Below are 14,182 nucleotides of genomic sequence, written 5' to 3' on the forward strand. Positions count from 1 at the left end.
TAAAATATATTTTAAATATATTTTATAAATTTTATTAAAAATATTTTATAAAGGAGAAGAAACTATGTTACTTTTAATTGCTACGTGTGCAGTATACATATGGATTGGTTTTTATTTTTCTAAAAAAGTTAAAACGGCATCCGATTTCTTAATTGCAGGTAGAAATCTTCCTTTACCCATCCTCGCCGCAACTATCGCTGCTACATCTTTTGGTGGAGGGTGCTTAGTAGGTGGAGTTCAATGGGGAGCTGAAAGAGGATTGTGGGTTGGTATGTACTCTACTATAGGAGCTTCTTTAGCTTGTTTTGTAAACGCATTTTTTGCAGGAAAGTTAAGAAGTTTATCTTGTGATATAACTCCTGCAGATTATATTGAAACTAGATATGGTCATAGTATATTTTTAAGAGCTTATCAAAGTCTTGTAACACCAATATCAATATTAGCCATTATGGGCAGTCAATTAATCTCTTTTGGTTCTGTATCTACTGCATTTGGTATTCCTTACGATGTAGCAGTAATTATAGGAGTAATAGTAATCATTATATATACTTATACATCGGGAATGTGGGGAGTTGCAGTATCAGCATTTATTCAACTTGCTATTTGTGTTGTGTTTTTGCCAATAGTAGCTTATATAAGCTTAAAATTAGTTGGCGACAACCCTTTACTTATGTTACAATCAATGGTAAAAGAACCATTCTTTCCAGGAAATAAATCGATTAGTGATTTTATGTATACAGTTTTACCATTAGTTTTAGGCTCAATATTTTCTTATGAAAGTTTTTTAAGATATCAATGTGCTGATAATGCTAAAAATGCAGTTAAAAGCAGTATAATTGCAGGATTTATACTTTTGTTTCTTGCTTTTCCTATAGGAATAATTGGAGCTATTGGTGGTAGTTTATTTCCAAACATATCATCTGTCCAGGTTTTACCTCAAATGATATCAACAACTTTACCACCTTTAATTTCTGTATTATTCTTAGCTGCTATATTAGCTGCCATAATGTCTACTGCAGATTCATTAATGACTTCGATGAGTGCTATCATATCAAGAGATATTTATAACAAATTATTACATCCTGATATAGAATTTAATGACTTGAAAAATACTCTAAAATATTCTCAAATTGCTTCAGCTTTAACAGCTGTAGCAGGTGCAATTATAGCACTTAAGTTTGATAGTTTATTAGAACTATTATTTTGGCCAGCACCATTATGTACAGGCGTGATATTTGCACCATTTGTAATTGGCCTTTCCTGGAAAGGTGCTACAAAAAAAGGTGCTATCTATGCTGTTATAGTAAGTGTGATATTGGCATTATTAAATATGGTTGGCATTCTTACTGTCTTTGACAGAATTTTAATTCCTATAATAGGTGGTTCTATTACAATATTTATAGTTAGCAAATTTTCAAAAAAAGATTGAAAAGAGAGGTATATACAGTAAATATGTCAAAATCAGAAAAGGGAAAAGAAACAAAAGCTAGTATTGTAAGTGCTGCTAGAGAATTATTTTTTGAACAAGGTTATCATAAAACGACAACTAGGCAAATTGCAGAAAGAGCTAATATAAATTTAGGTCTAATAAGTTATTACTTCTCAAGTAAAAGCGAAATAGGGGCTATAATATATGAAGATATAAGAGATGAAATGCAGTCTTTAATCTATAACTATCATGAAGAGGGCACTATGATGATGTTCTTTCTTGCTATGAATGCTGACCTTTGTTTTCTGCTAAAAAATGAAGCGTACAGGAATTTTTATTTAGATATAGCTTATGAAGAAGCTATTTTAAGCTATCAACGAAGTGTAACTGAGATGGTAATGAAGAGATATGTTAATGATAAAGAATCTATAGAACATGATGAATTAATACTTTCTTGTATTGGTATACTTGCTATGAAGCCTGAGATAATTAGGGTTTATATTTCACACAAGTATGATATCTCTTCTCAAGCAGTAATAAAGTATTTTACAAAACAATTCCTCATTAACCTTGGTCATAGCACCGATTTATGTGAAGATATTTTAGAGGAACTGAGTAAATACTATATAGATATAGTTGATAACTTCACTCCAATAATAACTCGCATAAGAACCTAATAAAATTTTATCGGATTCTTAGGGACTGAAATTTTAAAATCGTAATTAGGTGTTAAAATTTCAGTCTTTATTATATTTAAAAATATCTTATAGTATTTTTTCTTAATACTATAAATATCCTACACAATCATATCTATAAATTTCTTTATCCATAAATTCCAAAGACGCCATTCATGGCCTCCAACACACTCTTCATATACAACATCTATATTTAAAGACTCTGCATATTTCTTAAATGTCTGATTGTTTTCATATAAAAAATCTCTATCACCACAGAATTGATAAATTTTAGGAATATCTTCATTTCTTTCTTTAAGATTCTTAAGTATGTAAAGTAAATCATTATCGCTATTTCTAGCATCTTCTGGTCTTCCAAAATCATGAAATAGAATATCTGCATTAGTTTCTATTTGTTGATTTTCTAACTCATGAATCATATCAGGTGAACCAGAAAAACTTGCAACTGCTGAAAATTCTTTTGGTTTTGAAAGTGCTAACTTTAAAGCACCATATCCTCCCATGGACATTCCAGCTACAAAGTTATCTTCTCTCTTATCTGACAAAGGAAATATAGCTCTAACAAATTTAGGTAATTCCTCACTTACAAAAGTAAAATATTTGTGCCCATACACCATATCTGTGTAAAAACTAGTTTCTACTCTTGGTATTACGAGAGCTATATTTTTATTTTTAGCATAATGTTCTACATTAGTATATCTAATCCATGAGCTTTGGTCATCTTCTAATCCATGAAATAAGTACAATGTTTTAAACTTACCTTCAAAATCATATATCTCTTTACCACTAAAAAGTTCTTTTCCATTTGCTACAGGTAGAACTACAATTACATCGGTTTCTCCTCCTGTATATTTAGATTTAAATTTACATTGTATAAATGCCACAAAAAACACCTCTTCTATAATGATTTTATATCTAAAAAGCACCAAGAGTTTAACTTTCTCAGTGCTTTAAATATTTCTTAATTTATATATTTTTAATTACACATAATATCTTTTTTTAGCTACATATAATCGGAAGTATCTGTTGGTAATCCTTTTTTATCCAATTTACCTTCAACAACATCTTTAATTATAGAATAAATTACAGCAAACATTGGAACTCCTATAACCATTCCAACAAAACCTAATAGTTTTCCTGCAACTAACAATGAGAATAAAATCCAAAATGCAGATATACCAATTGAATCTCCAAGTATTTTAGGTCCTATAATATTGCCATCTATTTGTTGTATTATTAATATAATTAACAATAACCATAAAGCTTTTATAGGAGATACAAACATTACTATTAGTGTAGATGGTATTGCTCCAAATAAAGGTCCAAAGAAAGGTATGATATTTGTAATACCAATTATAACTGATATTAATAATGTATATGGCATTTTAACTATTGTAAGTATTACAAATGTTAGAATACCTATAATAAATGAATCTAATATCTTACCACCTAAAAATCTTCCAAATGTATAGTTACTTCTATGAGTCAATTCTAAAATTCTAGCAGCTTGTGTCTCTGTAAATACTGCATAAGTTATTTTTTTACTTAATCCATAGAATTTTTCTTTATCAATTAGTAAATATACTGAAACAATCAATCCTAGTACAATATTCCATATACTAGAAGCTACATTCTTTAGCATATTTCCTAATATTGGTATTAAATCTGTTACAAACTTTATAATATATGCAACAAATTCATTCCATTTATCTACTGCCAAATTGAAGTATTGTTCATCAAGATTTAAATCAGTCATTAATTTATCAATAAGCTTAGTTGCATTATTTACATACATAGGTATATCATTTGCTAGTCCAACAATACTCTCAATTACTTGAGGCAATACGAAATACATAAACAAGTAAAGTATCAATGCGGCTGTTGCATATGTTAATAAAAGACCCAATCCTCTTTTTGATTTTTGTTTTAGGCTTTTTAATTTCTCACTTTTTATAAAAACTCTATCTTCATAAAATTTTAAAATAAAATTAAGAAGATATGCAATAGCAAATCCTATTATAAAAGGCTGTAAAGTTGTAAATATAGCATCTAAATTATTAGAAAATACATCGATTTGTGATGATACTAGATAAAATATTATACTACAAGCAGCTATTATAAATGTGTAAATTGCTATTGTTGTGTACTTTGTATTCCAATTAATTTTCATTTTTTCCTCCTTATTTCTATATAGTTAAATTTTATCACAAAATCACTATTTTTATAACAAATATAGCAAATTTAAATTTTAAATTCTATAAAGTATAATTAGAATACAAGTTTTCAATTTTATTTATATTCATTTTTCTACAATATAATCTACATTATTTTCTTAAGAATCTTAATTAATTTATCATTATATGGTGCATATCTAATAGGAATATCTAAATTTAATTTTTTTAAGACACTCTTATAGTGAGTAAAGGTATCAAACCCAGCTTTTCCATGATATGAGCCCATACCGCTCTCTCCAACTCCACCAAATGGTAAGTAATTCGTAGCTATATGTGTAATTGTATCATTAATACAACATCCACCTGCTGGAATCATTTCTAAAATTTTATTTTCTAGCTTCTTATTTTTTGTAAAAATATAAAGCGCCAATGGATTTGGTCTCTGTATAATTTCTTGTATAACTTCATCCAAGTTTTTATAAGTTAAAATAGGAAATATAGGTCCAAATATTTCTTCCTTCATTATATTGTCATCCCAATTAACATTATCTACTATAGTTGGCTCTATTTTTAATGTCTTATTATTGCAAATTCCACCATATACTACTTTGTCTGTATCAATAAGAGATAATATACGATTAAAATGTCTTTCATTTATAATTTTAGGAAATTGTTCATTATTACATGGATTATCTCCAAAATATTTAATAATATAATATTTTATTTTTTCTATTAATTCATCTTTCCTATCTTCATGTACTAATACGTAATCTGGTGCTACACAAGTTTGCCCTGCATTTATTAGTTTTCCCCATGTAAGCCTTTTTGCAGTAAGCTCTATATCTGCATCTTTTAAAATAATACAAGGGCTTTTTCCTCCAAGCTCTAAAGTTGTAGGAGTCAAATATTCTGATGCTGATTTCATTACTATTTTACCAACATTAGTACTTCCTGTAAAAAATATATAGTCAAACCTTTCTAATAGTAATTTTTCACTTTCTTCTTGATTCCCTTGAACAACTGCAACATATTCTCTTGAAAAAGTATTTTCAATTATCTCTTTAACTATACTAGATGTTGACACAGAGTATTCAGAAGTCTTCAATATAACACAATTACCAGCTGCTACTGACCAGACTAATGGTATAAGTGCTAATTGGAAAGGATAATTCCATGGTGACATTATGAGTGTAATGCCATAAGGTTGTGGAATAATCTTGGATATAGATGGAAAGTTAACCATACTTGAGTTAACTCTTTTTGTCTTACTCCATTTTCTTATGTTTTTTATAGCAAAATCAAGTTCACTATAAAACATACCTATTTCTGTCATAAAGCCTTCAAAGTTTGACTTATTTAAATCTTTCTTTAATGCAAAAAGTATTTTTTCTTCATTTTCTAATACGACTGACTTCAATCTTTTTAACTTTTCTAGACGAAACGATATATCTCTAGTTTTACCTGTATTATAATATTGTCTTTGCATTATCACTAACTTCTTTATATCCATTATTTAAAATCCCTTCTTTAAGAATTCTTCTATTTTATGTTATTGTTGAAATTCGATACACTTTTATTTTACTAATTTATAACCTAAGAAATTCACATAAATATAACATAAATTTACCAATAAAAAAAGCCCCTTTCATTAAATAAATAGGCTAGTAATCGTATTTTTAAATTAAATGAATTATAAATTATAACAATATTAGAAATAATCAAACTATATGTCGTTATTCATAAAATTATTTTGTAAATATGCTCTAATGTATTTTCATAACTTATCATGTTTAAAGATAATTATAAATTTGTACTTTTAATGTTGTCTACATATTCAAGTATTGGCTTTAAGTATTCTTTATCACACCATTCAAAAACTTCTCCTGACAACAAAGGTGCTTCTACTGGTTTAAGTCCTTTACGCTCTTGTTTCGCTATAGCTTTTTTTAAAAAACTACAAAGTGTACTATCTATCCACGACATTTTTGTTTCATCCCATTCTCCACGACAGTAAAAACATGGAACTCCATCTAATTCTTCCTTAAAGTTAACTTCCCTTAATTTTTTTAGTACTTCATCACTATATGGAGATGCTCCTACACCAAAAACTATTAGGTTTTTTCCTTTTAATTCTTTATAATGCTTTTTTAGAAAAGAAATTCCTGCTATATTACAAGCATAAAGACCTCCTCCTAAGATAATAGTATCGTATTTCATAATTTTTTCTATGTTTATATCTTTAATCTCAAAACTGTCACAAATCAATAATTCTGAAAGCCATTTAGCATATTTTTTTGTTGATCCATATTTACTTTTATAAATCACTACTGTATTTTTCATAAATTATCTCCTTTTGATGTCATACAAAGTTGATTTCTCACTTATCTATTTTATAAATTATTATCTTCTACATAATCTCTTACATACTCAATTCCTCTGCTTAATTTCATAATTCCAAAAAATAATTGTTCTACTTCTTTTTCTGTAAAATCTTTAAATAAAAGCTCTAATACTTTAATTTGCATATCTCTTACTCTTTCTGAATACTCTTCTACTCTATCCTTTGTTAAAAGGCAAGTAGCTCTTGAATCTTTTTCATTTTTTTCAATTTGTACAAACCCTTTTTTTTCTAAAGCAACAGCTAATTTCTTTACATTTTGTCGTGAGCATCCCATAAGCTCTCCAAGCTTAGTCAGTGTCACAGTCTCATCTATAGATTCTGCAAGTGCTAAAAGTAACCATTGTTTCATTGTAAGTTCTGGGTCTAACTTGTCACATGCAGTTTGAAGTTTATTTTGCATTACAAATAGATTTGCAAATATAGCTTGTTTCCTACTCTCATCATCCACAACAATTTTTTTCATTAAAGTTTCTATATCCATTTTTTGTCCCTCTCTATATGCTAATTCTTAGACGTTCCATCACTGTTTATAAATAGTAATTAGTTACTTTTTATTATAGTAACTAATTACTATTATGTCAATAATTTTATTTTTGTTACAAATAATAAGACGCTATAGGGATTGAATGTTATTATGTTCACAGCACATAAAATGACCACCAGTGGAACCTTGTCCGTTTTGGTAATGGACGCTTGTGTCATGTAGATATTGATACTAACAAATCAGCAGGAAAGGATGTCATATACAAAAGTTATATATGAATAGTAACTAACACAACCATGCCAGTAGAATAAACGAGTATGCTTCATATAACTTACAAAGGTGAATTTTGATTTTTCACAGGACAATTATCATATAGATTAGGGTTTCTTAGGAATCCCTAATCTATATTTATATTTTATAGGTATAATTTAACTCAAATTTAAGCTATTTACATTAAATACATTTTAAGTTATATTATTTTTTAAAATCTACTCTAAAATATATTTTTTATACTTATTATACTCTATATCACTACATTCAACTTCTAAAACAGTTCCTTCTTCTGTATATTCTGTGCTTATTATACTTGCATTATCATTAAAATAGGAAGCTACATGCCCTTCATTATATGGAATTAAAACCTTACATCTTATATAATCCTTAAATATACTATCACAAATACATTTTATCATTTTGTCAATATTTATGTCTTTTTTTACTGAAACAAAGATTCCATCTATATCGTCTACAATATTATTTAAAGCTTCTTCATCCATTAAATCAACCTTATTATACACATGTATCATAGGTATACCATCTGCACCTATTTGTTTTAAAGTATCTTCAGTTACTTTAATATGATTTTTGTAGCTTGGATTTGAAATATCAATAACATGTAATAATACATCTGCTTCACATGCTTCTTCTAATGTTGACCTAAATGCCTTTACTAAATCATGTGGTAGGTTACTCACAAACCCAACAGTATCAGATAGTAAAAATTCTTTATTATTTGAAAGAACTATATTTCTAACAGAGGTCTCCAATGTAGCAAATAACATGTTTTTCTCAAAGACTTTCTTTTCTTCAGAATTTTTAAATGTATCTACTAATTTATTCATGATTGAAGATTTACCTGCATTTGTATAACCAACTAAAGCAACATTTGGTAAATTTGATTTTCTCCTCATACTTCTTTGGGTTTCTCTTTGAAACTTTAAATCATCCAGCTCCCTATTTAGAGAAGTTATCTTTTCTTCTATTCTTCTACGGTCAAGTTCTAACTTTTTCTCACCAGAACCTCTATTTTTAGTACCAACACCACCACTTTGACGTCCTAAATTTTCATTTGAACCTATAAGCCTTGGTAGCATATATTTTAAACTAGCAACTTCTACTTGAAGTTTAGCTTCTCTAGTTTTTGCTCTCTGTGCAAATATATCAAGTATTAATGCTGTTCTATCTATAATTTCGCAATTAAGCTTTTCTTCAAGGTTTTTGAGTTGTGATGTAGAAAGTTCATTATAAAATACAACTATATCTGTATTTTCTTTCTTTATTAAGTTTAATAATTCATCTACTTTACCTGCCCCAATATAATATGCTCTATTGACTTGCTTTGCATTTTGAGTTACACTTCCCACAACATCAATATCACATGCTGAACATAAGTTTTCAAGTTCAATCATCAGTTCATTAAAATCCTCAGATTTATTATTTATATTTAGTCCTACTATTATTCCTTTTTTTGCCATATCCATATTCTCCTTATCTGCTATTTTTATTTAATATATAGCACGAGATTATGGCTCTATAATTAAATTCATCAAGAATTCTATTTTTATCTTATCCTTAAATGACACTTCTAATTTAACATTATAATAACCATAATCGTGCATTATTTTCTCAATCTTATAGAAAAAATCACTTTCATACACCCCCTCTCAATTATATTATGTAGTTTTTTCAATAAAAAAACTCCTTACAAATCTAAGTAATACAAACAAGCTACTTATATCATAAGAAGGATTAAAATTCTAAATATATATTAAAAATATGTCAATTTAATTGACTCATATGCAATTACCATATTATATTTAATCCAATTCTTAAATTTAAGTAGTTTTTTACATGATTAATAAAAGCAATAGAAATATACACTTTTATACAATCATTAACTATTAAAATTAAATTTCATTTACAATAAAATTTAAAGAATATGATTAAATATACATTTTGATAACCACCTCCAACATTTTCCTTATTACATAGTATAATAAAATACATACTTTGTAAAGACATAAAATAATAGATAAGACTATACTTATAAAATATAATCTTATCTATTTAGTTTATCTTAATGAATTATACATCTATTCTAAATCAATTTTTTGTTACATTGCTTCATCTTCTTCAAATTGAGAATTGTAAAGATTGGCATAGAATCCGCCTTTCTTTAGAAGTTCCTCATGATTTCCTTGTTCAACTATATCGCCTTCATTCATAACAAGAATCATATCAGCATCACGTATAGTTGATAATCTATGAGCTATAACAAAGCTTGTTCTACCTTCCATAAGATTATCCATAGCTTTTTGAATCAATACTTCTGTTCTAGTATCAACAGAACTTGTAGCTTCATCTAGTATTAGGATTTTAGGGTCAGCTAAAATAGCACGAGCTATAGTCAATAATTGTTTTTGACCTTGAGAAACATTACTTGCTTCTTCATTTAGTTTCATCTTATATCCATCTGGCAATGTCTTGATAAATCTATGAACATGTGCAGATTTAGCAGCCTCTATAACTTCTTCATCTGTAGCATTTAACTTACCATATCTTATATTTTCCATAATAGAACCACTAAATAACCATGTATCTTGAAGAACCATACCAAACATTTCTCTAAGTTCACTACGATTGAAATCTTTAATATTATGACCATCAATCAATATTGCACCACTATTAACATCATAAAATCTCATTAAAAGTTTAACTATTGTAGTTTTACCTGCTCCTGTAGGACCAACAATGGCAACTTTTTGACCTGGTTTAACATTTACTGAAAAATCATTTATTATAGTCTTGTTTGGATTATATCCAAAGTTGACATTTTCAAAATCAATTTTTCCTTCTAAACCATCTATTGAAACTGCATTTTCAACAATTTGGTCTTCTTCTTCCTCTTCTAAAAACTCAAATACTCTTTCTGAAGCTGCTGCTGTTGATTGTAGTAAGTTAGCAACCTGTGCAATTTGAGTCATAGGTTGTGTAAAGTTTCTTACATATTGTATAAATGATTGTATGTCTCCAACCTCAATTGTTTTCTTAATTGCAAGCCAACCTCCTAAGATTGATACCATTACATATCCTAAATTTCCAATAAACATCATAAGTGGTTGCATTATACCTGATAAAAATTGAGATTTCCATGCTGAATTATACAAGTTATCATTTAATTTATCAAACTCTTCAATTACTTCTTCTTCACGGTTAAATGCTTTTACTATTGTTTGACCACTGTAAGTTTCCTCAACCTGACCATTTACATTTCCTAAATATTCTTGTTGAGACCTAAAGTATTTTTGTGATTTCTTTACTATTCTTGAAATTACAAACATTGATATTGGTAATATTAAAATTGCTACCAATGTCATAATACCACTTATAGATAACATCATTATCAAAACACCTATCATAGTTGTCACTGATGTTATAAGTTGTGTCATACTTTGATTTAAACTTTGGCTTAAAGTATCTATATCATTCGTAATTCTTGATAATATTTCACCATGTGTCTTAGTATCAAAATATTTCATTGGCAATCTATCCAATTTTACTGAAATCTCTTTTCTTAAATTATAGGATACTTTTTGAGAAATTCCACTCATTATGAATCCTTGTATAAAAGAGAATAATGCACTTATCAAGTAAAGGCAAAGTAAAAATGCTAAGATTTTTCCAATTGCATCAAAATCTATACCTACATTACCTCCAGAAACTTTGCTCACTAATCCTTCAAATATCTTTGTAGTTGCTTTACCTAAGATTTTTGGACCTACTATAGAAAATGATGCACTTCCAATAGCAAATACAATTACCAAAATTATTGATATTTTAAATTTAGATAAATATGCAATTAGTTTTCGCATAGTTCCTTTAAAATCATTTGCTTTTTGCCCTGCTCCCATAGATTTTCCCATAGGACCTTTTCCCATTCTACTCATTACCTAGCTCCTCCTTTGAAAGTTGTGATAAAGCTATTTGCTCATAAACTTCGCAATTTTTTAGAAGCTCTTTATGTGTTCCTATTCCAACTATTTTTCCTTCATTTAAAACAATAATTTGTTCTGCATGTAGGATGGTGCTAATTCTTTGTGCAACTATCAGTACTGTACTTTCAGCAGTTTGTGATTTTAAAGCCTTACGAAGAGCTGCATCCGTTTTTAAGTCAAGAGCGGAAAAACTATCATCAAATATATATACTTCTGGATTTTTTGCTATTGCTCTTGCAATAGAAAGTCTTTGTTTTTGACCTCCAGATACATTTGTTCCACCTTGAGAAATTTCAGTTTTAAAAGCTTCTGGTTTAGAATCAATAAATTCTGTAGCTTGAGCTATTTCAGCTGCAGTTCTCATTTCTTCATCTGTTGCGTCTTTTCTACCATATTTTAAGTTGGATTCTATAGTACCAGAGAATAATACTCCTTTTTGAGGTACATATCCAATTTTTTCTCTTAAGTCATGTTGAGAAACATTTTTTATATTAACTCCATCAAGTAATATTTCTCCCTCTGTAACATCAAAGAAACGAGGAATTAAATTTATAAGAGTTGACTTACCACTACCAGTACTTCCTATAAATGCAGTTGTTTCTCCTGGTTTTGCTGTAAAGGATATGTCTGTCAATATAGGTTCTTCTGCATCTGGATACATAAATGAAACATTTTTAAATTCAACAAGACCTTTTTTATCTTCTTTAAATTCTTGCACTTCTGTTTTTTGAGGGTCTTTAATACTTATATCTGATACTATTACTTCATCTATACGTGTAGCTGAAACAGATGCTCTTGGAAGCATAATAGATACCATTGATATCATCAAGAATGACATTATTATCTGCATTGTATATTGTATAAATGCCATCATATCTCCAACTTGCATTGCCCCAGAATCAACACTATATGCACCTCTCCAAACTATAAGAACTGTGATAAGGTTCATTATAAGCATCATAGCAGGCATCATACACGTCATAACTCTATTTACAAAAAGATTTGTTTTAGTTAAGTTTTTATTTGCTTCATCAAATCTTTCTTCTTCATGTTTTTCAGTACTAAAAGCTCTAATGACTGGTATACCAGTTATTATTTCACGACTGACTAAGTTTAACTTATCAACAAGCTTTTGAACTAGTTTGAACTTAGGCATAACCACTGAGAATAACACTACTATTAATGATAAAATAGCAACTACTGCTACTGCTATAATCCATGCCATTGAAGTATTTGTATTTAAAACTTTTATTACTCCACCTATAGCCATTATAGGTGCATAGAATACTATTCTAAGTAACATAACCATCAACATTTGTATTTGTTGAATATCATTTGTACTACGAGTAATTAATGAGGCTGTAGAAAACTCATTCATCTCAGTATTTGAGAATGACATAACTTTTCTAAAAACTCCACTTCTTAGATTTCTACCTACACTTGCTGCTACTCTTGCTGCTAAGAATCCTACTGTTATTGTAGCTACCATACTAATCATAGCTATACCAAGCATTTTTGCACCAGTAAGTAATATATAGTTATTTTGAGTTTTTTCTGTATCAATTCCTATTTTCTCATACTCTGCCTTTACATATGATACAGAACTTTGTGTTATCATACTTTCTGGCATATCTTCAAAACCTTTACTCATCTCTTTAGTTAATGTATCTAATTGCTCTTTTGGCATTGCTGATAACAACTTAAACACATCAATATCTCCACCTTGAGTAGCTTGTGGTGGAAGTTGACTCATTAGCTGTTCTTTCATCGCTTTTACTTCTTTACTATCACCTTCAAGTCCCACTACTATTAAAATAGCTTTACCAAAGATAGAATTTAAATCATCTATAGTATCTTTATCTTTAGTATTTAACTCATAAAGAGATTCTTCTTTTAGACCTGGATACTCATCTTTATACTTACTATAATCTTCTTTATTCAATAAAGTATAATTATCTAATACTTTATCCTTACTACTTTTATCCATGAATAAAGTAATTTTATCCAATTCTCCCTTTCTAATCACAGATGGAACAGAGTTTTCTACTCCACCTTGTTGTATACCTATATTTACTATATTGGATGTGTATTCTGGTAAAGAAAGGTCACATACTGCTTGAACTACCAATAGACATACTATTACCACTATTGGTAATGCTGACTTCTTTAAATATTTAATTAATTTAAACATACATTTCTTCCCTTCTGTAATATTAATTAGTCTAATGACATTAAATTGAAAAATATTATTTCAAAATTTAAAAATATTTTTCATCCTCATGTTTATGACATCCTGCTTTCAAATTATCTCTTACTTGCATTAAGAGTCTTCTAAGTACTATCTTTTCTTCTTCACTAAATCCTAAAAAGAATTCTCTTTCTAGCTCCTGATTGAATTCCTCGACTTTATTACATGTTTCTAATCCTTTATCTGTCAAAAAAATCCTAGATACTCTTTGGTCCTTTTCATCTTGTTTTCTCTCTACAAGTCCAGCTTTTTCCATTCTTTTTATCATAACTGTAGTAGTGGATGCTTTCACTTTTCTTTTATCTGCTAATTCTTTTTGACTTTGGCCATTCTTCATTTTTAGTGAAAAAAGTATTTGTGGCTGACCATGATATAAGCCTAATTTATCAAAATAAAAATGAGTTCTTATAAAATATATTCGCATTAATTGCAAGAAAACATCATTCAATCTTTCTTCAGAATTACTATTCATACTTC

At 28.4% G+C, this 14,182-nt stretch carries 12 protein-coding genes and 1 pseudogene; 3 read left to right on the plus strand and 10 right to left on the minus strand.

Annotation, left to right across the window (positions count from 1 at the left end; translation table 11 throughout):
- Positions 1-64: 64 nt before the first annotated feature.
- Together ACTG44_RS11630 and ACTG44_RS11635 are read left to right on the plus strand one after the other, a co-directional pair.
- Positions 65-1,429 (plus strand): sodium:solute symporter family protein, encoded by a 1,365-nt coding sequence (locus ACTG44_RS11630; RefSeq protein ID WP_479916952.1) that lies wholly within the window; start codon positions 65-67, stop codon positions 1,427-1,429.
- Between the two features lie 23 nt (positions 1,430-1,452).
- Positions 1,453-2,106: a TetR/AcrR family transcriptional regulator gene (locus tag ACTG44_RS11635; RefSeq protein ID WP_021385052.1), complete on the plus strand. Its 654-nt coding sequence runs from the start codon at positions 1,453-1,455 to the stop codon at positions 2,104-2,106.
- A 119-nt stretch (positions 2,107-2,225) separates the two neighbouring features.
- On the opposite strand, the gene ACTG44_RS11640 is transcribed toward ACTG44_RS11635, so the two are convergent.
- The 5 genes from ACTG44_RS11640 to ACTG44_RS11660 all read right to left on the minus strand — a co-directional run bounded on the left by ACTG44_RS11640 (position 2,226) and on the right by ACTG44_RS11660 (position 7,180).
- Positions 2,226-3,008 carry an alpha/beta hydrolase gene (locus tag ACTG44_RS11640; protein ID WP_021385078.1) on the minus strand — a complete coding sequence of 261 codons (783 nt, stop codon included), beginning with the start codon at positions 3,006-3,008 and terminating at the stop codon, positions 2,226-2,228.
- Positions 3,009-3,127: 119 nt separating this feature from the next.
- Positions 3,128-4,294, minus strand: coding sequence for an AI-2E family transporter (locus ACTG44_RS11645; RefSeq protein WP_021385059.1), 1,167 nt, complete (start codon positions 4,292-4,294; stop codon positions 3,128-3,130).
- A 149-nt stretch (positions 4,295-4,443) separates the two neighbouring features.
- On the minus strand, positions 4,444-5,808 hold the full coding sequence (locus ACTG44_RS11650; RefSeq protein ID WP_479920487.1) for an aldehyde dehydrogenase: 1,365 nt from the start codon (positions 5,806-5,808) through the stop codon (positions 4,444-4,446).
- Between the two features lie 290 nt (positions 5,809-6,098).
- Positions 6,099-6,638 (minus strand): flavodoxin domain-containing protein, encoded by a 540-nt coding sequence (locus ACTG44_RS11655; RefSeq protein ID WP_479916953.1) that lies wholly within the window; start codon positions 6,636-6,638, stop codon positions 6,099-6,101.
- Positions 6,639-6,688: 50 nt separating this feature from the next.
- A complete protein-coding gene (locus tag ACTG44_RS11660; protein WP_021385082.1) occupies positions 6,689-7,180 on the minus strand; it encodes a MarR family winged helix-turn-helix transcriptional regulator in 492 nt (163 codons plus the stop codon).
- A gap of 128 nt (positions 7,181-7,308) precedes the next feature.
- Here ACTG44_RS11660 and ACTG44_RS11665 point away from each other — a divergent pair.
- Positions 7,309-7,452: pseudogene (locus ACTG44_RS11665) on the plus strand (transglutaminase-like domain-containing protein); the annotation flags it as partial.
- A 219-nt stretch (positions 7,453-7,671) separates the two neighbouring features.
- Here the strand turns inward: ACTG44_RS11665 and hflX are convergent.
- The 5 genes from hflX to ACTG44_RS11690 form a co-directional block, all read right to left on the minus strand.
- Entirely contained in the window at positions 7,672-8,937 is a 1,266-nt protein-coding gene (gene hflX, locus ACTG44_RS11670) for a GTPase HflX (protein ID WP_021385067.1), read from the minus strand.
- Positions 8,938-8,985: 48 nt separating this feature from the next.
- Entirely contained in the window at positions 8,986-9,120 is a 135-nt protein-coding gene (locus ACTG44_RS11675) for a hypothetical protein (protein ID WP_021385048.1), read from the minus strand.
- A 456-nt stretch (positions 9,121-9,576) separates the two neighbouring features.
- The gene (locus ACTG44_RS11680; RefSeq protein ID WP_021385076.1) at positions 9,577-11,409 is read right to left on the minus strand and encodes an ABC transporter ATP-binding protein; all 1,833 of its coding nucleotides are present in this window, start codon (positions 11,407-11,409) and stop codon (positions 9,577-9,579) included.
- Entirely contained in the window at positions 11,402-13,648 is a 2,247-nt protein-coding gene (locus ACTG44_RS11685) for an ABC transporter ATP-binding protein (protein WP_479919066.1), read from the minus strand. The genes ACTG44_RS11680 and ACTG44_RS11685 overlap by 8 nt, the downstream gene beginning before the upstream one ends.
- A gap of 67 nt (positions 13,649-13,715) precedes the next feature.
- Positions 13,716-14,177 (minus strand): MarR family winged helix-turn-helix transcriptional regulator, encoded by a 462-nt coding sequence (locus ACTG44_RS11690; RefSeq protein WP_021385058.1) that lies wholly within the window; start codon positions 14,175-14,177, stop codon positions 13,716-13,718.
- Positions 14,178-14,182: the final 5 nt, after the last annotated feature.

Source organism: Clostridioides sp. LIBA-2809 (genome assembly GCF_056688965.1).

Bases quoted from the DNA above. Each gene is read 5' to 3' on its own strand.
- ACTG44_RS11630 (WP_479916952.1), top strand. From the start codon at position 65: ATGTTACTTTTAATTGCTACGTGTGCAGTATACATATGGATTGGTTTT.
- ACTG44_RS11635 (WP_021385052.1), top strand. From the start codon at position 1,453: ATGTCAAAATCAGAAAAGGGAAAAGAAACAAAAGCTAGTATTGTAAGT.
- ACTG44_RS11645 (WP_021385059.1), bottom strand. From the start codon at position 4,294: ATGAAAATTAATTGGAATACAAAGTACACAACAATAGCAATTTACACA.
- ACTG44_RS11650 (WP_479920487.1), bottom strand. From the start codon at position 5,808: ATGGATATAAAGAAGTTAGTGATAATGCAAAGACAATATTATAATACA.
- ACTG44_RS11655 (WP_479916953.1), bottom strand. From the start codon at position 6,638: ATGAAAAATACAGTAGTGATTTATAAAAGTAAATATGGATCAACAAAA.
- ACTG44_RS11660 (WP_021385082.1), bottom strand. From the start codon at position 7,180: ATGGATATAGAAACTTTAATGAAAAAAATTGTTGTGGATGATGAGAGT.
- hflX (WP_021385067.1), bottom strand. From the start codon at position 8,937: ATGGCAAAAAAAGGAATAATAGTAGGACTAAATATAAATAATAAATCT.
- ACTG44_RS11680 (WP_021385076.1), bottom strand. From the start codon at position 11,409: ATGAGTAGAATGGGAAAAGGTCCTATGGGAAAATCTATGGGAGCAGGG.
- ACTG44_RS11685 (WP_479919066.1), bottom strand. From the start codon at position 13,648: ATGTTTAAATTAATTAAATATTTAAAGAAGTCAGCATTACCAATAGTG.
- ACTG44_RS11690 (WP_021385058.1), bottom strand. From the start codon at position 14,177: ATGAATAGTAATTCTGAAGAAAGATTGAATGATGTTTTCTTGCAATTA.